General features: G+C 74.3%; 20 protein-coding genes and 1 pseudogene. 9 read left to right on the top strand and 12 right to left on the bottom strand.

The annotated features are described in order from the left end of the window. The first annotated feature begins 132 nt into the window (after positions 1 to 132). From ACFVYI_RS36855 to msrB, 3 genes are all read left to right on the top strand, one after another. Positions 133 to 594: an indole-3-glycerol phosphate synthase gene (locus ACFVYI_RS36855; RefSeq protein WP_387893731.1), complete on the top strand. Its 462-nt coding sequence runs from the start codon at positions 133 to 135 to the stop codon at positions 592 to 594. Positions 595 to 719: 125 nt separating this feature from the next. Beyond that, positions 720 to 2,156 carry a UDP-N-acetylmuramate--L-alanine ligase gene (murC, locus tag ACFVYI_RS36850; protein ID WP_387893729.1) on the top strand — a complete coding sequence of 479 codons (1,437 nt, stop codon included), beginning with the start codon at positions 720 to 722 and terminating at the stop codon, positions 2,154 to 2,156. Next, the gene (gene msrB / locus ACFVYI_RS36845; RefSeq protein WP_387893727.1) at positions 2,153 to 2,563 is read left to right on the top strand and encodes a peptide-methionine (R)-S-oxide reductase MsrB; all 411 of its coding nucleotides are present in this window, start codon (positions 2,153 to 2,155) and stop codon (positions 2,561 to 2,563) included. The genes murC and msrB overlap by 4 nt, the downstream gene beginning before the upstream one ends. Before the next feature lie 49 nt (positions 2,564 to 2,612). Here msrB and ACFVYI_RS36840 read toward each other — a convergent pair whose 3' ends face one another. The 8 genes from ACFVYI_RS36840 to ACFVYI_RS36805 all read right to left on the bottom strand — a co-directional run bounded on the left by ACFVYI_RS36840 (position 2,613) and on the right by ACFVYI_RS36805 (position 10,484). Further along, positions 2,613 to 3,785 carry a cytochrome P450 gene (locus ACFVYI_RS36840; RefSeq protein ID WP_387893743.1) on the bottom strand — a complete coding sequence of 391 codons (1,173 nt, stop codon included), beginning with the start codon at positions 3,783 to 3,785 and terminating at the stop codon, positions 2,613 to 2,615. 98 nt (positions 3,786 to 3,883) lie between these two features. After that, the gene (locus tag ACFVYI_RS36835) at positions 3,884 to 4,522 is read right to left on the bottom strand and encodes an ATP/GTP-binding protein (RefSeq protein ID WP_387893725.1); all 639 of its coding nucleotides are present in this window, start codon (positions 4,520 to 4,522) and stop codon (positions 3,884 to 3,886) included. Continuing rightward, positions 4,500 to 4,853 (bottom strand): DUF742 domain-containing protein, encoded by a 354-nt coding sequence (locus tag ACFVYI_RS36830; RefSeq protein WP_360633739.1) that lies wholly within the window; start codon positions 4,851 to 4,853, stop codon positions 4,500 to 4,502. Before ACFVYI_RS36830 ends, ACFVYI_RS36835 begins: the two co-directional genes overlap by 23 nt. Next, entirely contained in the window at positions 4,850 to 5,278 is a 429-nt protein-coding gene (locus tag ACFVYI_RS36825; RefSeq protein WP_387893723.1) for a roadblock/LC7 domain-containing protein, read from the bottom strand. The genes ACFVYI_RS36830 and ACFVYI_RS36825 overlap by 4 nt, the downstream gene beginning before the upstream one ends. Next, a complete protein-coding gene (locus ACFVYI_RS36820) occupies positions 5,275 to 7,230 on the bottom strand; it encodes an ATP-binding protein (protein WP_387893721.1) in 1,956 nt (651 codons plus the stop codon). Before ACFVYI_RS36820 ends, ACFVYI_RS36825 begins: the two co-directional genes overlap by 4 nt. A gap of 204 nt (positions 7,231 to 7,434) precedes the next feature. Next, positions 7,435 to 8,460: an MBL fold metallo-hydrolase gene (locus tag ACFVYI_RS36815; RefSeq protein WP_387893719.1), complete on the bottom strand. Its 1,026-nt coding sequence runs from the start codon at positions 8,458 to 8,460 to the stop codon at positions 7,435 to 7,437. Between the two features lie 188 nt (positions 8,461 to 8,648). Beyond that, positions 8,649 to 9,395: a hypothetical protein gene (locus tag ACFVYI_RS36810; RefSeq protein ID WP_387893717.1), complete on the bottom strand. Its 747-nt coding sequence runs from the start codon at positions 9,393 to 9,395 to the stop codon at positions 8,649 to 8,651. A gap of 165 nt (positions 9,396 to 9,560) precedes the next feature. Further along, positions 9,561 to 10,484, bottom strand: coding sequence for a GNAT family N-acetyltransferase (locus tag ACFVYI_RS36805; RefSeq protein ID WP_387893715.1), 924 nt, complete (start codon positions 10,482 to 10,484; stop codon positions 9,561 to 9,563). Between the two features lie 422 nt (positions 10,485 to 10,906). Here ACFVYI_RS36805 and ACFVYI_RS36800 point away from each other — a divergent pair. From ACFVYI_RS36800 to ACFVYI_RS36790, 3 genes and pseudogenes are all read left to right on the top strand, one after another. Next, positions 10,907 to 12,228: pseudogene (locus ACFVYI_RS36800) on the top strand (DUF692 domain-containing protein). A gap of 37 nt (positions 12,229 to 12,265) precedes the next feature. Continuing rightward, the gene (locus ACFVYI_RS36795) at positions 12,266 to 13,315 is read left to right on the top strand and encodes a TIGR04222 domain-containing membrane protein (RefSeq protein WP_387893713.1); all 1,050 of its coding nucleotides are present in this window, start codon (positions 12,266 to 12,268) and stop codon (positions 13,313 to 13,315) included. 87 nt (positions 13,316 to 13,402) lie between these two features. Next, on the top strand, positions 13,403 to 14,185 hold the full coding sequence (locus ACFVYI_RS36790) for a TIGR04222 domain-containing membrane protein (protein WP_387893711.1): 783 nt from the start codon (positions 13,403 to 13,405) through the stop codon (positions 14,183 to 14,185). A gap of 177 nt (positions 14,186 to 14,362) precedes the next feature. Here ACFVYI_RS36790 and hemQ read toward each other — a convergent pair whose 3' ends face one another. Genes hemQ through ACFVYI_RS36775 form a run of 3 tightly spaced genes read right to left on the bottom strand, consistent with a single transcriptional unit; the run spans position 14,363 to position 17,140 of the window. Next, positions 14,363 to 15,088, bottom strand: a complete 726-nt coding sequence (hemQ, locus tag ACFVYI_RS36785) for a hydrogen peroxide-dependent heme synthase (protein WP_387893709.1) — start codon at positions 15,086 to 15,088, stop codon at positions 14,363 to 14,365. Beyond that, positions 15,085 to 16,518 (bottom strand): protoporphyrinogen oxidase, encoded by a 1,434-nt coding sequence (hemG, locus tag ACFVYI_RS36780; protein ID WP_387893707.1) that lies wholly within the window; start codon positions 16,516 to 16,518, stop codon positions 15,085 to 15,087. Before hemG ends, hemQ begins: the two co-directional genes overlap by 4 nt. A gap of 34 nt (positions 16,519 to 16,552) precedes the next feature. Beyond that, positions 16,553 to 17,140, bottom strand: a complete 588-nt coding sequence (locus ACFVYI_RS36775) for a Uma2 family endonuclease (protein WP_387893705.1) — start codon at positions 17,138 to 17,140, stop codon at positions 16,553 to 16,555. A gap of 294 nt (positions 17,141 to 17,434) precedes the next feature. Between ACFVYI_RS36775 and ACFVYI_RS36770 the strand changes: the two genes are divergently transcribed. Further along, entirely contained in the window at positions 17,435 to 18,484 is a 1,050-nt protein-coding gene (locus ACFVYI_RS36770) for a DUF4349 domain-containing protein (protein WP_387893703.1), read from the top strand. Between the two features lie 63 nt (positions 18,485 to 18,547). Here the strand turns inward: ACFVYI_RS36770 and hemE are convergent, their stop codons facing one another. Then, the gene (hemE, locus tag ACFVYI_RS36765; RefSeq protein WP_387893701.1) at positions 18,548 to 19,663 is read right to left on the bottom strand and encodes a uroporphyrinogen decarboxylase; all 1,116 of its coding nucleotides are present in this window, start codon (positions 19,661 to 19,663) and stop codon (positions 18,548 to 18,550) included. 145 nt (positions 19,664 to 19,808) lie between these two features. Here hemE and ACFVYI_RS36760 point away from each other — a divergent pair, with 145 nt between their 5' ends. Both ACFVYI_RS36760 and ACFVYI_RS36755 read left to right on the top strand, forming a co-directional pair. Continuing rightward, positions 19,809 to 20,471, top strand: coding sequence for a DUF3000 domain-containing protein (locus ACFVYI_RS36760; protein WP_387893699.1), 663 nt, complete (start codon positions 19,809 to 19,811; stop codon positions 20,469 to 20,471). Positions 20,472 to 20,791: 320 nt separating this feature from the next. Next, positions 20,792 to 21,517 (top strand): LuxR C-terminal-related transcriptional regulator, encoded by a 726-nt coding sequence (locus ACFVYI_RS36755; protein ID WP_387893697.1) that lies wholly within the window; start codon positions 20,792 to 20,794, stop codon positions 21,515 to 21,517. The last annotated feature ends 68 nt before the right edge of the window (positions 21,518 to 21,585 follow it).

The following is a 21,585-nucleotide window of genomic DNA, read 5'->3' as shown; positions in this document are numbered from 1 at the left end:
GATCCCGCTCTCCTTCGGGACCGCCGCCCGCGTGGCCCGCGGGCCCGACGGGGCAGCGTGCGGAAAGCTTCCCGCCGGGCAGTATGGGATGCGATGCCGGGGCCCGGGGGCCGGTCACTGGAAGGGACTCACGTGTTCAAGACGGTACTGATGATCGAAAAGGCGCTCTCCGACGCCGATGTGGAGCTGGTCACCACGCTCCACAGCGACGAGAAGGTGTCCTTCGTCGTCCTGATGCAACCGCGCGGCAAGCAGGACGAGCTGCTGCGGGCGCTGGACGACGTCGCCCTCGGCCACCTCGACAAGGTGGTGCGCGAGCACGACGAGTCCGAGAGCGGGCCGACGGTGGCCAGCGAATCGCTCGAACACAGCCTGCGCCACCTGCGCCGGGCCGGCGCCGAGGCGGTCGGCGAGCTGGTCGAGGAGAAGCCGCTGGACCGGCTGCGCGCGGTGGTCGAGGAGCACCGGGCCGACGAGGTCGTGGTGCTCACCTCGCCGCACTTCGTGGAGGAGTTCTTCCACCGCGACTGGGCCTCCCAGGCCCGGCACAAGGTGGGGGTGCCGGTCCTGCGACTGTTCGCCAGCGACTCCTGAACGGACCCGCCGGTGGTGCAGAATCGTCCTTGCGGCCCGTCCGCGAGGACGATTCGCCCGTTGTACCCGCTGTCCGCTGTACCCGCTGTCCCCCTTGTCTGCCCCCGCCCGTACGGAGCCTTGCCTTGAACGACGCCGCTCACGACCTGCACGCCCCGCACTTCATCGGTATCGGCGGCGCCGGGATGTCCGGCCTGGCGAAGATCCTCGCGGTGCGCGGCGCCAGCGTCTCCGGCAGCGACTCCAAGGAGTCCGAGACCGTCGTGGCGCTGCGCGCGCTCGGTGCCAGCGTGCACATCGGCCACGCCGCCGAGCACGTGCCGGACGGCGTCAGCAGCGTGGTCGTCTCCAGCGCCATCCGCGCGGACAACCCGGAGCTGGCCGCCGCCCGCGAGCGGGGCGTCCCGGTGGTCCACCGCTCCGACGCGCTGGCCGCGCTGATGGGCGGCCGCCGGGCGCTGGCCGTGGCCGGCACCCACGGCAAGACCACCACCACCAGCATGCTCGCCGTCGCCCTCGGCGAGCTGGGCCTCGACCCCTCGTACGCGATCGGCGGCGACCTCGACGCGCCCGGCTCCAACGCCCACCACGGCACCGGCGAGATCTTCGTCGCCGAGGCCGACGAGAGCGACCGCAGCTTCCACAAGTACGCGCCCGAGGTGGCGATCGTGCTCAACGTCGAGCTCGACCACCACGCGAACTACGCCTCGATCGACGAGATCTACGAGTCCTTCGAGACCTTCGTCGGCCGGATCACCCCCGGCGGCACCCTGGTGGTCTCCGCCGACCACGACGGCGCCCGCGAGCTGACCTCCCGGGTCGCCGGCCGCGAGGGCCTGAACGTCGTCACCGTCGGCGCCGCCGAGGACGCCGACGTCCGCGTCCTGTCGGTGGTCGCGCACGGCATGACCAGCGAGGTCACCGTGGTGCTGGACGGCGCCGAGCTGGCCTTCACCGTCTCGGTGCCCGGCCGGCACTACGCCCACAACGCGGTCGCGGCGCTGGCCGCCGGCGTCGCGCTGGGCGTGCCGGCCGCCGACCTCGCCAAGGCGCTCGGCGCCTACACCGGCGTGCGGCGCCGGCTCCAGCTGAAGGGCGAGGCGGCCGGCGTCCAGGTGATCGACTCCTACGCCCACCACCCGACCGAGATGACCGCCGACCTGGAGGCGATCCGGGAGGGCCTGGACGGGGCCGGGCGGGTGCTCGTGGTCTTCCAGCCCCACCTGTTCAGCCGTACCCAGCAGCTCGCCGAGGAGATGGGCCGGGCGCTCGCCCTCGCCGACGCCTCCGTGGTGCTCGACATCTACCCGGCCCGCGAGGACCCGATCCCCGGCGTCACCAGCGAGCTGATCATCGACGCGGCCGAGCGGGCCGGCGCCGACGTCACCGCCGAGCACGCCTTCGACGCCGCCCCCGCCCTGCTGGCCGGCCTGGCCCGCCCCGGCGACCTGCTGCTCACCATGGGCGCCGGCGACGTCACCAACCTCGGGCCGGAAATCCTTCGGCACCTCGCGAGCGTTGGCACCGACGTCCGAGACCTGCCGACCGGGAGTCTGCGATGAGCTACGAGATCGAGAAGAGCGACGCCGAGTGGCGTGCCGAGCTGAGCCCCGACGAGTACCACGTGCTCCGCGAGGCCGGCACCGAGCGCCCGTTCACGGGTGAGTACACCGACACCAAGACGGTCGGCGTCTACGGCTGCCGCGCCTGCGGGGCGGAGCTGTTCAGCTCGGAGACCAAGTTCGACAGCCACTGCGGCTGGCCGTCCTACTACGCCCCGCTCGCCCAGGACCGGGTGCAGTACATCGAGGACACCACGCTCGGCATGCGCCGGGTGGAGGTCCGCTGCGCCCGCTGCGGCGGGCACCTGGGCCACGTCTTCGAGGGCGAGGGCTACGGCACGCCGACCGACCAGCGGTACTGCATCAACAGCGTCTCGCTGACGCTCCGCCCGGCCGACGAGAGCTGACGACACCGTTCGCGGGCCCGGGAGCCGGTTCGGCTCCCGGGCCCGCGGGCTATCCGCCGACCGGGTGGAAGTGGACCGGGAGGTGGACCAGGGCGCGGTGGAAGGGGCCCGGGCGCCAGAGCAGGTCCTCGGCGGGGGTGCCCAGTTCGAGGTCGCTCAGCCGGCTGGTGAGCTGTTCGATCGCGGTGATCGCGATCAGCAGTGCGGGGTCGCGGGCCGGGCAGGCGTGCGGGCCGGCCGCCCAGGCGAGGTGGGCGGACTCGCCGCTGCGCAGGTCGGCGCCGTCGGTGGCCGGCGCGGCCTGCGAGTTGGCGGCCGCGTAGGACACCAGGACCAGCGAGCCCGCGGGGATCTCCCGGCCGTGGAAGGTGATGTCGTAGCGCGGGTAGTGGGCGGAGAGGTTGGCCATCGGCGGCTCGTGCCAGAGCACCTCGTCGATCGCCTGGTAGGCCGTCATGGCGCCGCCGAACAGTGAGCCCGCGTACCGGGCGTCGGTGAGCAGCCGCAGCAGCGCGTTGCCGATCAGGTTGGTGGTCGGCTGGTGCCCGGCGATCATGGTGAGGGTGATCTGCCGGACCACCTCGTCGTTGTCCAGCCCGACCGGGTGGGTGAGGAACCACGAGGTCAGGTCGTGCCGGGGGCGCTCGCGCCGCTCGGCGACCATGCCGGTGACCACCGAGACGAGGTCCCCGTAGGCCGCGACGGCCTTCTCGGTGGACTCCATCATGCCGGCGATGCCGGCCACCAGCCTGGCGCTGTGCTCCTCGGGCACACCGAACCAGGTGTTGAACACGAACACCGGCAGCTGCCGGGCGTACTGGGCGATCAGATCGGCCGAACCGGTGGCCACGAAGGCGTCGATCAGCTGCTGGGCGACCTCGGCGACCCGGCGCTGGAGCAGGTGCGGTTCGAGCAGGGCCAGACCGTCGGTGATCACCTGGCGGTAGCGGGCGTGGACCTCGCCGTCGCTGAAGAAGGCGGTGGGGCGGTAGCCGAGCACCGGCAGCAGCGGGGAGGTCGGCGAGACGGTCCGCTGCCAGGCCCGGGAGTCCTTGGAGAAGGTGTCGGTGTCGCGCAGCAGGTCCAGCGCGGCCTGGTAGTCGGTGACCAGCAGGGCCTCCACCCCGGGTGCGATCTCCACCGGGGCGACGGCGCCGTAGCGGCGCAGCCGGTCGTAGACGCGCTGCGGGTCGGCGGCGAAGGCCGGACCGTAGATCGGGATCGGCCGGGCGCCGGGCGCGGTGTCGGTGCTCGCGCTGTCGGCCCGGTCGTCGGCCTCGGCCCCTTCGTCGGTGCTGGTCACGGCTGCGTCGGTGCTGGTCACGGGTGCTCCGGGGCGGCGTCGGGTGCGGCGGGCAGACCGTGCAGGACGTGCTCGGCCAGCGCGATCAGTGCGTCGAGGCTGGAGCCGCGCTCACGGGCGTCGCAGAGCACCAGCGGGGTGGCGGAGTGCAGGTCCAGGTGGGCCCGGAGCACCTCGATCGGGTGCGCCGGCGCGCCGGGGAAGCAGTTGACGGCGACCGCGTAGGGCAGGCCCTGCTCCTCGACCATGTCCATGATCTCGAAGGAGTCGGCGAGCCGGCGGGTGTCGGCCAGCACCAGGGCGCCGACGGCGCCGCGGGCGATGTCCTGCCAGAGCGGGAAGAACCGGCGCTGCCCCGGGGTGCCGAACATGTAGAGCACCACCTGCCCGGGCAGCGTGAGGCGGCCGAAGTCGACCGCGACCGTGGTGGTGGTCTTGCCCGGGAGGCCCTGCGCGTCGTCGACGGGCGCGCCGGTCTCGGTCATCGCCTCCTCGGTGTGCAGCGTGGGGATCTCCGACAGGGTGCGGATCAGCGTGGTCTTGCCGACGCCGAACGGACCGGCGACCACCAGCTTCATCAGCGTCTGGTCCCGGTCGGGCAGGTAGCCCACCCGGTCGGTCCGGCCGGTCGGGCTACCGGAGCGTGCGGAGTCCAACGAGGAGCCTCTCGACGACGGAGCGGTCGGTCTGCTGTGCAGGGGGGATCGGGGCGCGGGCCCGTAAGCAGCCCGTCTCGACCAGGTCGGCCGCGAGGAAGACGGTGGCGCTGACCGGCAGGCGCAGGTGGGCGGCGGCCTCCACCACGGTCAGTGCGCCGGGCCGCAGCAGCTCCCAGAGCCGCCGGTGCTCGTCCTCCACGTCCTGCGGCGGTTCCGCGCCGGCCGCGTACAGGACGGTGAGCCGGTCGAAGCCCGCCGTACCGGGTCTGGTCCGGCCGCCGGTGGCCAGGTAGGCGGGGACCATCCGCCTGCGGGGTACGGCGGTCATGACCGGGCGGTGGTGTCCTGCTGCCTGGCCGGGCTCGCCAGTGCGCGGCCCAGAGCGGCGACCTGCACCTGCATCTGGTACGCCACGTTGCCGAGCTGGGCCTCCGGTGTGGTGAATACCGCCAGCGAGGTGTTCTCACCGGCCGGGACGACGATGGCGAAGCCCAGCTCCGACTCGACCACGGTCTGGGCCAGCCGGGGCTGCTCGGCGTCGGTGAAGGCGGTGGTGAACGCACGGGCGGCGGCGTGCACGGTGGCGGTCATCGCGGCGACCCGCTCCGCCGAGGCTCGGCCGAGACCGTCCGAGGCGCCCTCGACGAGGCCGTCACCGGTCGCGATCACCGCGTGCAGGACGCCCGGCAGCTCCAGCAGCGGGGTCAGCACCCACGAGATCTCGTCGGTGGCGGTAGGGCTGGGCGTGCTCACTGCTCGACTCCTTCGGAGGTCTGGGCGGGACGGTGGCCGGTCTGGCCCGTGCGGTCGGCGGAGCCGGTGTGGTCGGCGGCCTCCGCTCCGGTGGCCCCGGCACCGGTGGTGCTCGTGGTGGCACTGGTGGCGGTGCCGGCGCTCGTGGCGGTGCCGGCGCTCGTGCTGCCTTCCGGGCCGACCGCGCCGGCTGACCCGTCGTCCGGGGCGTCCGTCCCGGCCTCCTTCGCGACCGCGGCGCGGCCGGAGCCGGTGCCCTGCTGCAGCGCATCCCAGCGGGCGGCGGCCTGCTCGGGCGTCCGGGCGGGCCGGCCGGCGGGCGAGGACCGCGCCACGCCCCCCGAGGCCTGCGCCGGCGTGCCGTCGGACGGCCCGGCGGCCCGCGCGGCCGCCTCGCCGGACTCCCGGGTCACCGGCGTCTGCTGGGCGAGCGGCTGACGCCTGCGCCGGCTGGGCAGGCCGCTGTCGTCGGAGGAGACGGCCCGCACCGGCGGCACGACGTGCATGGTCGGCACGGTGTGCCGGTTCGGCAGCTCGTGCCCGTCCGGCAGATCGTGCCGCTCCGGCACGTCATGCCTGTTCGGATCATCAGATCCTTCGCGTGGCGCCGGCACCGCCTGGACGGTGGGCGCGGGAGCCGGACCGGCCCCGGCCCGCAGCGGCAACGGGGTCAGCACGGAGAGCGGCTGCTCCTCGTCCACGACGGTCAGCAGGGCGGCCGGGATCCGCACGATGGTCCGCATGCCGCCGTACGGCGAGGGCTCGATGTGGCAGGAGAACCCGTACTGCCGGGCGAGCTTGCCGACCACCGCGAAGCCGGTCTTCGGCGGGTTGCCCAGCTCGGTGAGCAGCACCTGCGCCGGACCGGCCAGCAGCCGGCGGGCCCGGCGCAGCTGGTCCTCCTCCATGCCGATGCCGCTGTCGTCGATGATCACCAGCGCGCCGCGGCCGCCCTGCTGGACGGTGACCGGGACGTCGGTCTCCGGGTGCGAGTACGAGGTGGCGTTGGCGAGCAGTTCGGCCACCGAGATGGCGAGCGGCTCGGCGGCCCGGGCGACCACCGCCAGCCGGTTCTCGCGCAGGTGGTTGGCCACCTTGATCCGGGCGTAGCCGGGCACCCGGGAGAGCGCGCCGACCACCACCTCGGCCAGCGGCGAATCGGTCCGGGCCAGACCGGGCCAGGCCTCGCAGAGCACCGCGATGGTCTGGATCCGGCGCAGCGCGACCTCGTTGCGGAAGTCGACCTCCAGCAGCCGCGGGTCGTCGTTGTCGTGCTGGAGCTGCTGGACCAGGCTCTGGATCTGGTAGAGCAGGGTCTGGATCTTGGAGGTGGCACCGCGCATCGCGGACCGGGCGGCGGCGTCGACCCGCTCGCGCTCGTCGGTGACGGCTGCGGCCGAGGCGTCCAGGACTGTCTGCAGGGCCCGCACCGCCTCCGGCCCCACGGCCCGCGCGTCCAGCGGCCCGGCGACGGGCGCGTTGGGGTGGCTGAGCCGCAGCGCGGCGGCCGCCACCCGCTCCCCGGCCAGGTGGCCGACCTCGGCCAGCAGGGCGGCGGCCCGTTCCTCGGCGGCCGCGAGCCGCCGGTCGGCCTCGGCGGTGCGGTCCTCGGCCGCCCGGGCGTGCAGCTCCGCCTCGGCGGCGCGGTGGTCCGCGGCGGCGGTGCGCTGCTCCGCCTCGCGGACCCGGCCCTCGGCGGCGAGGGCCCTGGTCTCGACCCGCTGGGCCTCCTCGTCCGCCCGGCGGGCGGCGGTCTGGGCCTCACGCAGCTGCTGCTCGCCCCGGGCCAGCCGGCCCTCGGCGGCGCGGGCGCGCTCCTCGCCGTGGGCGGCGGCCGCCTCGGCGGCGGTGGCCCGGGTGAGTGCCCGGGCCCGTCCGCGGGTCAGGACGGCGACCGCCGCGAGTGCGGCGACCGTGGTCACCGCGAGGGCGAGCAGCGCGATCTGGGTCATCGAAGTCCTCGGAAGTCCTCGATCGAAGGGGTACGGAGTCGCCGGAGGTGGCGGGCCGGTGCCGGACGGGCCGGGTGCCGGGCGGGCCGGAGCCGCCGGAGTCGGGCCGGGCCGGCCGCGCCGGGTGCACCGACGGCGCCGGGGCGGGCGCGGCTGCGGCCGTCCGCCCGGTGGTCGGGCGAAGCGGACGGCCGGGGCGGACGGTCAGGCCGGCGAGGAGGGGAACCGCCCGGGGCGGGGCCGCGGCGTGCGGACGGCGTCCTGGGCCAGCTCCCGCGCCACCAGGGCGACCTGACCCATCGCCTCCAGGACGTTCGGCACCGCGCTGCCGTCCAGGTGCCGGTACTCGGCCGCGACGGTGAGCACCAGCCGCTCGGGCAGGCCGAGTTCGGGGTGGCGCTGTTCGGCGATGATCCGCCGGGCGGCGTCCAGCGCCGGGATACCGGCGCGCTGCAGCGCGTGCGCCCGGTCACGGACGTACCCGAGGTAGCCGATGTGGGCCTCGACGCCGGACCGGTCGAGCACCGGGCCGTGGCCGGGGACGAAGATCTCGGCGCCGGTGGCCAGCGCCTGCTCGCAGGCTCCGATGATGTTCTCCAGGGGGCCGGCCCAGTGCGAGGGGTGGTCGCCGGGCTGCTCGGGCGTCGAGCCGAAGATCACGTCGCCGGTGAACACCACGCGCTGGCGCGGCAGGTGGACCATCAGGTCGCCGCCGGTGTGCGCGGACGGCAGGCCGGTGATCTGCACGGGGTACTCCCCCACCCGCAGCTCCAGCTCGCCGCTGAAGACGGTGTGCGGGTGGACGGGATCGGTCTGCGACCAGTCGAACGGGCCGAAGTGCTCCCGGAGGTAGCCACCGAGCGGCGAGGCCGGGTCGCTGCCCGCGACCAGCGCGTGCTGCTGCTTCGGGGTCGGCTCGTAGTGGAGGTGGTCCAGCGCCTCCCGGGTGGCGATCACCTCCGCGTCCGGGAGCACCCCGGCGCCCCAGAGGTGGTCACCGTTGGCGTGGGTGACGATCACCCGGTCGATGTCCACCCCGTCGGCCAGGCGCCGCCTGCTCTCGGCGAGGAACTCCGAGGCGAGGGAGGGGTCGTAGGGCGTGTCGATCCAGAGTGCGGTCCGCGGCGAAGCCAGCAGCCCGCAGTTGGCCAGGCCCCAGCCCCGCTTCGGCGGAAGCCACACGTACAGGTCTTCGGCAATCGCGCTCACGTTCGCGCGGCTGATCGTCATGGGCGCGATTATGCCGATGATGTGATGACAGTGAAGCAAAAGCCTTGCGATTCAAGCCACTTCCTGCCCCAGACGCTCCCGACCTGTCCCGATTCGCACCAGTGCGGTCTGGACCACATCGTCTCAATGGGCAGGACGGGACGCCCGAGCAGGGCGGCGCGGCACCGAACCCCGCGGCGCGCGCCCGCTCACACCACCGGCAGCAACCGACAGACCTCGACGGTCACATCGACCGTGTCGAGGCCGATCACCCTGCCCTCGACGGCGGCGAATCCTTTCTCCCCGGCGCGGAACATCGCCGCCAGCGGCGACTTGCGGGTGGCCGCCGCCAGCGCCTCGACGGCCATCGCCGAGCCGAAGGCGAAGACCCCGCAGAGCACGATGCACGGCGCGTGCCGCGTGGTGCGGGTCACGAAGACGAAGCCGTGGTCCCGGATCAGTTCGTCGGCCGCGTTGTACTGCGCCTCGAAGGTCATACCGCCCCAGCGGGCCCGGGCGGCCGCCGGGTACTCGATGCAGAAGTCCGGGAATCCCGCGCCGAGCACGGTCGCCGAGTACGGATTGACGCTCGGTCCGCCGATCGAGAAGGTCGGCATCCTCGGGTCCTGCGCCCCGGCCGCGACCAGCTCGATCGTCGCCTTGCGGTTGACCTTCCGCAGCAGATCGGTGAGCTGGGCTATCGCCCGGGCCTCGGCCATCGGCATGAAGAGGACGTTCTTCGGCCCCCGACTGGTCAACGGACGGCCGTCCTTGGCGAAGGCGAACTCCGCCGCCTCGATGCTGGGGGTGACGATCTGGACCCGGCTGTACGGGGCGAGCAGCACGCGGAGGAAGCCGTACCGCAGGAACAGCCGGGTACGGGCGAGGGAGCGGGCCGCAAGGAAGCCGATCACGGCCGGAACGAACCCGACCAGGACCTGAAGCAGGATCTCCATACCATCCCCCGCACGGAAGACTCGGGCACGAACTGTCTGCCGTGAGGTGATGCCCCGTAGAACACCAGGAACTCTCGACACTGCAGCCCACCCGGCGCTTCGCGGGGAAAGCGCGCCTGATTCACCCTTTCGAGTGAAGCAAATCGGCCGCTCCTTCCCCGTTCGTCAGCTGTCCAACCGCTTGGTGAACTTCCGCTCGCTCGCACACCGCTCGTACCCGAGCCAGGCGTTGATCGCGAGCATCGGCGCGTTGGTCGCGTCGTTGCTGGTGTAGGCCCACCGGTAGCCGGCCGCCCGGGCCCGGCGCAGCGACTCCGCCTTCGCCAGCTTGCTCAGCCCCCGGCCGCGGAAGGCCCGCCGGCAGGCGGTGAACGCCGACCAGTAGCGCTCGGCGCCGTCCGTCTGCACCGCGCTGAACGCGGCCGGCTCGCCGTCCACCACCGCCACCACGGTCAGCTCGCGGTCGAGGTCCGGTCGGGCCCAGTCCCCGGTGAGGAACTCCTCGAAGTCGGCGGCGTCCATCTCGACCTCGCCCGGCTCGTCCCGGATCGCGTCCGCCTCGATCACGAAGATCGGGTACGGGTCGTCCTCCCAGTCGGAGGCCGGGCGCAGCTCGACGCCGGGCGGCAGCGCCGGAACGCCCGGCAGCGGCAGGGTGAGGTCCCGGCCGGCGAAGTGGGCCAGCCGCCCCTCGGTGAAGCCGCGGGCGACGGCGAAGGCGCGCGACGGCGGCTCCTCGTCCACCCAGCTGTGCACCTCGGCGACGCCGTGCTCGGCCAGGTGCCGCTCGGCCGCCGCCAGGAGGGCGGTGAACACCCCGCGCCGCCGGAACTCCGGCAGCACGCTGCCGTTGGCGTACCCGACGCCCCGGGTGGTCGTGCCGACGACCACCCCGCAGCGGACCGAGCCGACCACCCGGCCGTCCAGCTCGGCGACGAAGGTGCGGAACTGCTCGCCCCCGGCCTGGCGGGTGTTCAGCCAGGCGAAGACCTCGGCGGTGAGGACCAGATGGTCACGGCCGGCCCGGTGGGCGGCCGCGGCGGCCTCGGCGTCGGCGGGGCGGAAATCACGGATGATCAGTGTCGTCATGGCCGGGTCACCGTAGCCGCCCGGGCGGCCGGTTCGCCTCCGAATTTCCGCCCCACCGGCAGGTCAGGGGCGCGGACGGGACCAAAGTCCCTCATCACCGGGTCGACAAGCTCAAATAATGCTCTGAGAAGACCGGATGGGGCTTGGCAGCCGCCCCAGCCGGGGACATCCTCAGCAGCACAGCCCGGCCCGACCCTGGCGACGGCGCCCGCGTCGGCCGACGGCTCCCCACCCAGCCCTCCGAAGGGGGCGAACCGATGACTCCTCCTGCCATCCGGCGCAGGACGCCCGCCGCTCCGGCCCGGGCCACCGAACACACCACGGGCACGACGCGTACCGCGGACACGACGGGCACCACGGGCACCACGGGCACCACGGACGCCACGGGCGCGGCCGGCACCGGAAGCACCCCGCCCGGCACGCTGGGCGTCGGCCTCGGCTGGCGCAGCGAGATCGACACCGTCGTCGAACGGCAACCCGGCCTGGACTGGGTCGAGGTGGTCGCGGAGAACTTCTGCGCCGACCACCTCCCCGAGTCGCTGCGGCTCCTGCGGGACCGCGGCGTCACCGTCGTCCCGCACGGCGTCTCGCTCGGCCTCGGCGGCGCCGACCGGCCCGACCCGGCCCGGCTCGACCGGCTCGCCGAGGCGGCCGGGGCGCTCGGCTCCCCGCTGGTGACGGAGCACCTGGCGTTCGTCCGGGCCGGCGGCCTGGAGGCCGGGCACCTGCTGCCGGTGCCCCGCTCGCGCGACGCCCTCAAGGTGATCGCCGAGAACGTCCGGATCGCGCAGGACCGGCTCCCGGTGCCGCTGGCCCTGGAGAACATCGCCGCCCAGCTGGCCTGGCCGGACGACGAGCTGACCGAGGGGCAGTTCCTCGCCGAGCTGGTCGAGCGCACCGGCGTCCGCCTGCTGATCGACGTCGCCAACCTGCACACCAACCGGGTCAACCTCGGCCTGGACCCGGCCGCCGAGCTGGACCGCCTGCCGCTGGAGGCGCTGGCCTACGTCCACGTGGCCGGCGGCACCATGATCGACGGCGTCTGGCACGACACCCACGCCCACCCCGTCACCGAGCCGGTGCTGGAGGTGCTGGCCGAGCTCTGCGCCCGGGTCACACCGCCCGGCGTCCTGCTGGAGCGGGACGCCAACTTCCCGCCGCCCGCCGAGCTGGCCGCCGAACTGGACGCCGTCCGCCGCGTGTTGGAGGGGGGAAGGGCCGGATGACCGCCCCGACGGACGAGGTCGGCGACCTCACCGCCGCCCGCGCCGCGCTGGCCCGGCGCCAGGAGGAGCTGCTGGCCGCCCTGGTGGCCGGCGGGCCCGTCCCGCCCGGCTTCGACCCGGCCCAGGTCCGCGCCCAGTCGGCCGGGCTGGCCGCCAAGCGCCGGGACACCACCGCCAAGGTGGCTCCGGAGCTGCCCCGGCTGCTCGGCCGGCAGTTCGGACCGCTGTTCCTCACCTACGCGGGCACCCACCCGCAGACCGGCGGCTACCGCGCCGACGCCCGCGCCTTCGCCGCGTGGGCACTCACCGCCGACCCGGGCCGACGCCCCGACAGCGCTCGCCCCGACAGCGCTCGCCCCGACGGCGCGCGCCCCGACGGTGGGCAGCCAGGCACCGGGCGGCTCGGCGCCGAGCAGCGGCGGGCCCTGGAGCAGTGGCTCCACGGCCCCGCCCCCGAGCGCCCGCCCGGCCCGCTCACCCGCCTGCGCCGGGCCCTGCGCCCCGGTCCGCGGCACTGAAACCAGAACCACCCACACCATTCCGGGGGAACCGCCCATGTGGCACAACGTCTACTTCGTCGTCCCGGCGATGCTGCTGTTCACGGCCGCGTCGTACGCCTCGCACACCAAGCAGCTGGTCAAGCGGGTACCGCAGGTCAAGGGCCTGCCGGGCCGCGGCCTGCCGCTGCTGGACACCGCGTTCCTCGCCGGCGGTCCCGGCCGGGTCTTCGACACGGCCCTCGTCCGGATGCACCAGGACGGCCGGGCCGTCGTCAACCGGGCCGGACTGGTCACGCTGACCACCGACCAGCCCTACGACGCCGTCGACCTGGCGATCATCGACGCCGTCGGGCCGACCAGGCAGCGGGACCTCACCGCCCTGCGCCGCGCGGTGATGCGCGCGCCCGCCGTCCAGGAGCTCGGCGACCGGCTCGCCGACCGCGGGCTGCTGCGCAGTCCCGTCCGGATGCGCCAGGCCAGGACCGCCCGGCGGCTGCTCTGGCTGGCCCTGCTGCTCATGGTGGCGACCACCGTCGTCGCCCACCTGGTCGACAACGGCGACGGCGAGCGTCCGTCGCTCTGGCTCCCGCCCGTGGCGCTGCTCTTCGGTCTGGTGTCGCTGCTGGTGACCTGGCCGCTGAAGGGCCGGATCACCCCGGCCGGCCGGCGTCAGCTCGCCCTGATGACCATCGGCAAGCCGTGGAAGCCCAGCGCCGGTCTGGCGCCGCGGGCGGCCGGCGGCGCCCTGATCGGCGCGATCGCGCTCAGCGGGCTGGCCGCCTCCGGGCTGGACGACGCGGAGCTGCAGGAGGCGCTGCTCGCCGCCGCCGCGGCCGACCTGGTGACGGCCAAGTCCGTGGCGGCGGGCGGCTCCTCCTCCTACTCCTCCTCTTCCAGCGGCTCCTCCTGCGCCGGCAGCGTCACCTGGTGCGGCAGCGGCTCGGGCTCCGACTCGGGCTCCTCGGGGTCGAGCTGCGGCTCCAACAGCTGCGGATCCTCCTCGTCGAGCTGTGGCTCCTCCTCCTCGTCGAGCTGCGGGTCCAGCTCCAGCAGCTGCGGCTCCTCGTCCTCCAGCTGCGGTGGCGGCAGCAGCTGCGGATCCTGAGGCCCGCCGTCCTCCCCGAGTCACAGTTCGGTCTCGCGGACCGGGAATTCGTTCCGCCCGGAGCCGCGGCAGGTCTACAACAGGCCCATGTGGTTGCTCTTCCTGATCCCGGCCTGCGTCACCGCGGTGCTCTCCTGCATCCGGCTGGTGCGGATGACCGCGACGGCCGACGCGCTCGCCGGGCAGGAGGGGCTCCGGCCGCCCGAGGCGGTCGGGATCGGCCTGTACGAGACGGCCTACCTGGCGGGCGGCCCGGACCGGGTGGTCGAACTGGCCCTGGTCCTGATGGCGTCCCGGGGCCGGCTGCACCTCGCCCACACCGGCTGGACCACCGTCGTCGACCCCAGGGGCCGCAGCCGCCTGGAGCGGGCGGTGGTCGCCGCCGTCGGGCCCGGGGGCCAGTGCCGGACGGACGACCTGCGCCGGGCGATGTCCGTCCACCCCACCGTGCTGGAGATCGGCGGCCGCCTCGCGCTGGCCGGCCTGGCCACCCCCGTGCTGGTGCAGCGGCAGACCGTCCTGGTGATCCGGCAGGTCCGGCAGGCGCTGCTGTTCTCGCTGGTGCTGCTGGCCGCCGCGCTGGCCGTGGGCGGGTTCTCCGGCGGTGACGCGCTGGCGCCGCTCGCCTGGTTCTCGCTGCCGCTGGTGCTGACCTCGGGCACGCTGCTGATGGCCCGGGTCGACGTCTACCCCTACACCCGCTGGGCCTCCCCGGTCGGCCAGGAGGTGCTGCGCGAGGTCCGCCCGCCGCGCCAGCACGGCCTCACCGACGACGACGAGCGCGAGTTGCTCACCGCCGTCGCCATGATCGGCCCCGCCGCGCTCCCGGACGCCCGCCTCCGCGCGGCCCTGCGCCCGCACCGGAGCTGACCGGCCGGCCCCCGGCGGGCGGCCTGCCGCCGGAGAGCCTGCCCCGAGCCGGTCGAGGCGGCCGGCCGGGCGTACGGGCCGGTCTCCCCGCACACCGAGGAGAGCGCGCCGGACGTCTGGGCAACGCCGAGGGGCCGGCTCCCCCGGGCGGGGAGGGCCGGCCCCTCGGCGGGCGCGTCAGACCAGGCCGGCCAGCAGCTCACTGACCGGCTTGCGGCGCCCGGTGAAGAACGGGACCTCCTCGCGGACGTGCAGCCGGGCCCGGGACGGGCGCAGGTCGCGCATCAGGTCGACGATCCGGTGCAGCTCGTCCGCCTCGAAGGCGAGCAGCCACTCGTAGTCGCCGAGCGCGAACGAGGCCACCGTGTTGGCCCGGACGTCGGGGTAGCCGCGCGCCATCTGGCCGTGCTCGGCGAGCATCGCGCGCCGCTCGGCGTCCGGCAGCAGGTACCACTCGTAGGAGCGGACGAAGGGGTAGACGCAGACGTAGTCGCGCGCGCGCTCGTCGGCCAGGAAGGCCGGGATGTGCGACTTGTTGAACTCCGCCGGGCGGTGCAGCGCCATGTTGGACCAGACCGGCTCCAGCACGCGGCCCAGGCCGGTGCGGCGGAAGCGGTTGTACGCCTCCTGGAGGTCGTCCGAGTCCGCCGCGTGCCACCAGACCAGGATGTCGGCGTCCGCCCGCAGACCGGAAACGTCGTAGGTGCCGCGCACCGTGACGTCCTTCGCGGCGAGCTGCTCGAACAGCTCGTCCACCTCGGCGGCCAGGGCGGTGCGGTCCTCGGGCAGCTCGCCCTTGAGCTTGAACACCGACCACATGGTGTAGCGGATGACCTGGTTCAGGTCGCGCGCCTTCTTCTTCTCGGGCTGCTGCTCCGGCTGCTGCTCAACGGTCTCAGTCATGCGCCCATTGTCCTCTCCGTGACGTTCTCCCCGGTCGTCGGGGTCAACACTCCGTCGAGCGCGGCGACGGCCGTCCGCGCGCTCGCGATGCAGGCCGGGATGCCCACTCCGTCGTAGGCGGCCCCGCAGACGGCCAGCGCGCCCGCCCGGCCGACGGCCGCCCGAATCCGGTCCACCCGGTCGAGGTGGCCGACGGGGTACTGCGGCAGGCCGGACCGCCAGCGGGTGACGGCGGTGTCGTACGGGCGGGCGGTCAGGCCGATCGCCTCGCCGAGGTCGGCCAGCGACTGCGCCACCAGCTCCTCGTCCGACAGCTCCAGCGGCTGCTCCTCGCGCAGCCGGCCGAGCGAGGTGCGCAGCAGGAAGGTGTCGGGCGCCGAGCGCTCCAGCCAGCCCCACTTGTTGGAGGAGAAGGTGGACGCCTTGATCCGGCGGCCGTCCACCGGCGGCACCAGGAAGCCGCTGCCGGAAGGCGGTTGCGGCAGGTCGGACCGCCGGAAGGCCAGGGTGACCAGCGCCATCCCCGCGTACTCGACGGCGTCCAGCTCGACGGCCGCCCCCGGCGCGTCCGGGCGCAGCAGCCGGGCCGCGGCGGGCGCGGGCACCGCGAGCACGACGGCGTCCGCGTCCAGCGCCCCGCCCCCGGCGGTCACCACCCGCCACCCCCCGGGGGTCCGGTGCAGCCCGGCCACCGCGGTGCGGGTGCGCAGGTCGACGCCGGCCTCGGCGCAGGCCGCGGCGACGGCCTCGGGCAGCGTGCCGATGCCACCGCGCAGACCCTGGAAGACGGGAGTGCCGACGGTCCGCGGCCGGGTGGCCAGCTCGTGCACGCCGTCGACCAGCGAGCCCCCGCCCCGCGCGATCTCCAGCAGCTGCGGCACGGCCGCGCGCAGCGAGATCTCGTCGGCGTGCCCGGCGTAGACGCCGCCGAGCAGCGGTTCGACCAGCCGGTCCACCACCTCGCGGCCCAGCCGGTCCGCGACGTACCGCCCGATCGCGACATCGTCCACGACCTCGGTGGCCCCCTCGTGCCGGGCCCGCTCCAGGCCCTCGGCGCTGAGCACCTCGGAGGCGGCGAGCGCCACCAGGTCACCGGGGACTCCCATCACCTGGCCGCCGGGCAGCGGCCGCAACGCGCCCCTGGTCCAGATCGCGGCCCTGGCGGTGGTCGGCGGCTCCAGCGCGCCGCCCAGCCCGACCGCCCGCGCCAGCTCGACGGCCTCCGGCCGCCGCGCCAGCATCGACTCGGCCCCGAGGTCCACCCGGACCCCGCCGACCTCTCCCCCGTGCAGCTTCCCGCCGAGCCGGTCGGACGCCTCCAGCAGCGTCACCCGGGCCCGCGCGGCCCCGCCGGCCGCCCCGCTGAGAAAGGCGGCCGCGGCCAGCCCCGCGATACCGCCGCCGATCACGACGACCTGTGCTTGCGACATGCCCCGCAGTCTCGCAGGTCCTTACACCAATGCCTCAATCCGCCCGCTTCCGGACAGGAACGAGGGCGTCGAGGTCGATGTCGGCGGGGAACGGGACCGGCCGGTGCAGCCGGCCCCGGAAGATCCCGGCAGGAGCGTAGGAGGAGGTAATGGCTTCGAGTTCGAAGACGTGCACCACCGGCAGGCCGTCCTCCTCCTCGACCACCCAGTAGTGCGGGATCCCGGCCTCGGCGTACTTGCGGACCTTGACGACGCGATCCCGGTGCGCGGACTCCGGCGAGACGACCTCCACCACGAGCGAGACCTCGTCGGGGGCGTACCAGGTACGGTCCGGGTCGAAGTCCGCAGTGGCGGCCAGGAGATCCGGCTCCGGCCGGTTGCGCCGGTCGAGCTTGATCGTCATCTCACGTTCGGCGAGAACCCCGTCCGGCACCAGCGCCTCCAGCGCACCGGTCAGGGCCGTGACGACCCGGCTGTGCCAGGAGCGCTGCGGGGACATCATGAAGACCAGTGCTCCGTCGATCAGTTCGGTGTGGCGCGGCGCCTGCGGCAGGTGGTCGAGGTCCTCGGCGAACCACCCCTCCTCGCGGGGCGCGTACATCCAGTCCGGCAACTCACTCATGGGCCCAAGGTAGCGTCCGCGGTGGTCCTCGGGCATCTGCTCGCCCGGAGAACTGACCGGAAGAGGGACCACGCGGTACCCGGGAGTCCCGGGGACCGACCGATCCGGTGAGCCCGCGTCCGGCCGGCGTGCCGTGTCGGTACCGAGGTGAGCTGACGCCTTGTCCGCTCCGCGGCCGAGCCGTGATCGAGCTGCGACCTCCGGGGCGGGTCCGATCCGGGCCCGGGCCCGTCGAATGGTGCGAGTGCCGGAAGGAAGCGGCGCCGCGACCGTGGACATGGGGAGGGCTCGATCATGGAACGAGGACGGCACAGAGCGGGGGCGCTGGCGGCGGTGGCCGTGGTGGCGGTACTGGCCGGCGGGTGCAGTGCGTCCGACGGCAGGGCCGGCGACGCGGCGGCAGCGGCGCGAGGTGACGCGGTCGCGCCGGCGGCTCCGGGGGCGGCGGCCTCGGCCGCTCCGAAGGCCGCGCCGGAGTCGGGCGGCGGGCAGCCGTACCTGGTGCCGGCGGTGGACGCCCGGCAGATCGCGTACAGCGCGCAGTTGTCGGTGCGGGTGGCGAAGGCGGACACCGCCCTGGCGAGGGCCCGCGAGCTGGCGGTCGGCGCGGGCGGCTACGTGGCGAGCGAGACGGTGAGCGGCAGCGGTGGGCAACCCGCCGACGGGGGCACCGGCCGGCGCCCGGAGGACCGCCCCGCGCCCGGTCCGCAGAGCGGGCAGCTCACAGTGAAGGTGCCGTCGGCGGCGTTCCAGCAGACCCTGGACCAGTTGGCGGGGCTCGGCGAGGTGCTGTCCCGCAGGAGTCAGGCGGACGACCTCACCCAGCAGGTCGCGGACGTCTCCAGCCGGATGCAGACCCAGCAGGCGAGCGTGGACCGGGTCCGGGCGCTGATGGCCCAGGCGAAGACGCTGGCCGAGATCACGAGCCTGGAGGGCGAGTTGAGCCGCCGCGAGGCGGACCTGGAGTCGCTGCAGAAGCAGCTGAAGGAGTTGTCGGCGAAGACCTCGCTCTCCACCATCACGCTGGACGTGCGGCAGAAGGCGGACACCGCGGCGCCGGACGAGCCGGACGCGCAGAAGGACGACGGCTTCTGGGCCTCGGTCGGCTCGGCGCTGGGCGGCGGCTGGGACGTCCTGGTCGCGATCGTGCGCGGCATCGCGGTCGCGGTCGCGGCGGCGACGCCGTTCCTGCTGGTGCTCGTACCGGCGGCCCTGGTTCTCCTGCTGGTCCGTCGGCGCCGGCGGCCCGCGCTGCCGCCGAAGCCCACGCACCTGCCGCACCGGCGGCCGGGAGGGGAGGACGAGGGCGAGGACCGGGGGGCGCCGGAGCGGCAGGAGCCCTGAGGACGACGGTGGCGGGCCCCCGCCGAACGGGGCCCGCCAGGTCGAAACCGTCGCCGCGGCCGGTCAGCGCGCGCTGGCCTCGTGGACGAACGCCACCAGCCGGCTGAGCGCGTCCGGGTCCATGCTGGGCAGCACGCCGTGGCCGAGGTTGAAGATGTGGCCGCTGGTGCCGAGCGCCTGGGCGGCGTTCAGCACCTCGCGGGCCTTGGCCTCGACCGCCTCGGTGGGCGCGAAGAGGACGGCCGGGTCGAGGTTGCCCTGGAGGCCCTTGCCGGGGCCGACCCGCTCGGCGGCGACGTCCAGCGGCACCCGCCAGTCCACGCCGACGATGTCCGCGCCGGCCTGGCCCATCAGGCCGAGCAGCTCACCGGTGCCGACGCCGAAGTGGATCCGCGGCACGCCGTAGCCGGCCACGGCGTCGAAGACCTTGGTGCTGGCCGGCATCACCGAGCGGCGGTAGTCGTCGGGGGCGAGCGCGCCCACCCAGGAGTCGAAGAGCTGGACGGCGGAGGCGCCGGCCTCGATCTGCACCTTCAGGAACGCGGCGGTGATGTCGGCCAGCCGGTCGAGCAGGGCGGCCCACAGCTCGGGCTGCCCGTACATCATGGCCTTGGTGTTCTCGTGGTTCTTGGAGGGCCCGCCCTCGATCAGGTAGCTGGCGAGGGTGTAGGGGGCGCCGGCGAAGCCGATCAGCGGGGTGGGGCCGAGCTCGTCGACGAGCAGGCCGACCGCCTCGGTGATGTAGGAGACGTCGTCCGGCTCCAGCGGGCGCAGCCGCTTGAGGTCCTCGGCGGTGCGGATCGGGTCGGCGATCACCGGGCCGATGCCGGGCTTGATGTCGACGTCGATGCCGACGGCCTTGAGCGGCACCACGATGTCGCTGAAGAAGATCGCCGCGTCCACCTTGTGCCGGCGCACCGGCTGCAGGGTGATCTCCTTGACCAGCTCGGGCCGCATGCAGGACTCCAGCATGGGGATGCCCTCGCGGACCTTCAGGTACTCGGGCAGCGAGCGGCCGGCCTGGCGCATGAACCACACGGGGGTGTGCGGCACCGGCTCGTGCCGGCAGGCGCGCAGGAACGCGGAGTCGTGCGCGGCGCCGCGTCGCACGGAGGGCTGCTGACCGGTGGGGGTGCCTGCCTGAGTGGCTGCCGTGGTGTCTGCCGTTGTCTCGCTCACGGTTCAAATCTTCGCACGCGCTCCGGACCCGACTCCCCGCCCGGCCTCGTGGGTTCCTCCAAGATCTGACCGGTTTGCCGTCCCGGCACGCCGCGCGGGCAGAAGTTGCGGCGATTACCCCGGTCTTCGACCTAGTCTTCGGGGCATGGCAGCGGTCGGCGGGCACCCCGCACAGGGTGGCGGAACAGGTGGCGGAACGGGTCGGGAGGCGGCGCCGAGCGAGTTCCGGGCCGCGGTCGAGGCCCTGACGGGGGCGCGGCTGCGCCCCGAGCTCGAACTCTCCCCCGCCCCGGCGCCGCGCCGGCTCGCCCCCCACGCGTTCGCCCTGACCGCCTCGGTGGAGGTGGACGGCGAGGAGCTGGCCGACGGCCGGCTGGTGCTGCTGTACGACCCGGCCGGGCAGGAGGCCTGGAACGGGGACTTCCGCGTGGTGACCATGACCCGGGCCGAGCTGGAGCCCGAGATGGCCGGCGACCCGATGCTCTCCGAGGTCGGCTGGGCCTGGCTGCTGGACGCGCTGCAGGCGCACGGCGCCGGGTACGCGGAGCCGTCCGGCACGGTGACCAGGTGCGCCTCGCAGTACTTCGGTGCCCTGGCGGACCGCGAGTCGTCCACCGAGATCGAGATCCGGGCCTCCTGGACGCCGGCCGACGGCCGCTTCGAGCGGCACCTGGCCGCCTGGGGGGACCTGCTCTGCATCAGCGCGGGCCTGCCGCCGGCCGCTCCCGCGCCGCAGCCGACCGCCGACGTGCCATCACTCGGTGGGGTGGTCCCGATGCCCGCCCGCCGACGCCCGCGCTCGCACTGACGGGTGGTCCGCGGACCGCCGCGGCGGCACCGGGCACAGCGCCACCCCCAGGGCTGACGGAGTGTGACTTCGGACCCGCTCTGCGTCAATGTCCGGCCTAACGTGACTACTCCGTGCCGGTTCTGATCGATTTTGTACGAATTCCAGGCATGTCGCATCAGTCATCTGCGCGATTTGTCCGTATTGTTACTCACTAGATCGTGATCTTTCGCTAAAGCCGGGCACGGTAGCTGCCGAAGCAGACTGTGACCCTTTCCAAACGCGGAACACTCCGACCGCCCCCATCGGGGTTCCGTCCGCCACTCCCCGCAGGAGGCCTGGTGTCGGTCCTTCTTGAGCACCCCGCAAACGTGGTCGCCTATCGGCCGACCAAGCCCACCGCCATGGTGGTCATCGCCGATCCCCGTGTCCGAAACACCGTCACCCGCCACCTCTGGGCGCTCGGCGTCCGGGACGTGATCGAGGTGTCCTCGATCGCCGAGGCCCGCCCCCGGGTCTCCACCCCGCGCGACATCTGCGTCGCCGACGTCCATCTCCCGGACGGCTCCGGGCTGACCATCCTGGCCGAGACCCGTGCCGCGGGCTGGCCCAACGGCCTGGCGCTCTCCGCCGCCGACGACATCGGCGCGGTCCGCAGCGCGCTGGCCGGCGGCGTCAAGGGCTACGTGGTCACCGGTACCCGCACCAACGTGGCCATGCCGGGACGCCCCGGCCTGCCGCTCGGCGCGGGCGGCCTGGCCGGCCGGATGCGCCGTCCCGGCATGCCGGGCGTGCCCGGTGCGGCCGGTGCTCCGGGCACTCCCGGGGCGCCAGGAGCACCGGGCGCCCCGGGCACCCAGCAGGCCGCCTACCGCGAGCTCTCCGGCCGTGAGGTCGAGGTGCTGCGGCTGGTCGCCGAGGGCCAGTCCAACAAGGCCATCGGTGTGGCGATGGGCCTGTCCGCGCTCACCGTGAAGAGCCACCTCGCCCGGATCGCCCGCAAGCTGGGCACCGGCGACCGGGCCGGGATGGTCGCGGTCGCGCTGCGCACCGGCATCATCCACTGAGCGATCGGCAGGACCGCTGCGGCGGTCCTGGAGGAACGTTTCCTCCAGGACCGCCGCATTGGCGTCCC

The organism is Kitasatospora sp. NPDC058218 (genome assembly GCF_042882445.1).
Lineage (GTDB): Bacteria > Actinomycetota > Actinomycetes > Streptomycetales > Streptomycetaceae > Kitasatospora.
Note: the sequence above shows the minus strand (reverse complement) of the source record. Positions and strands in the feature narration are given on the sequence as shown.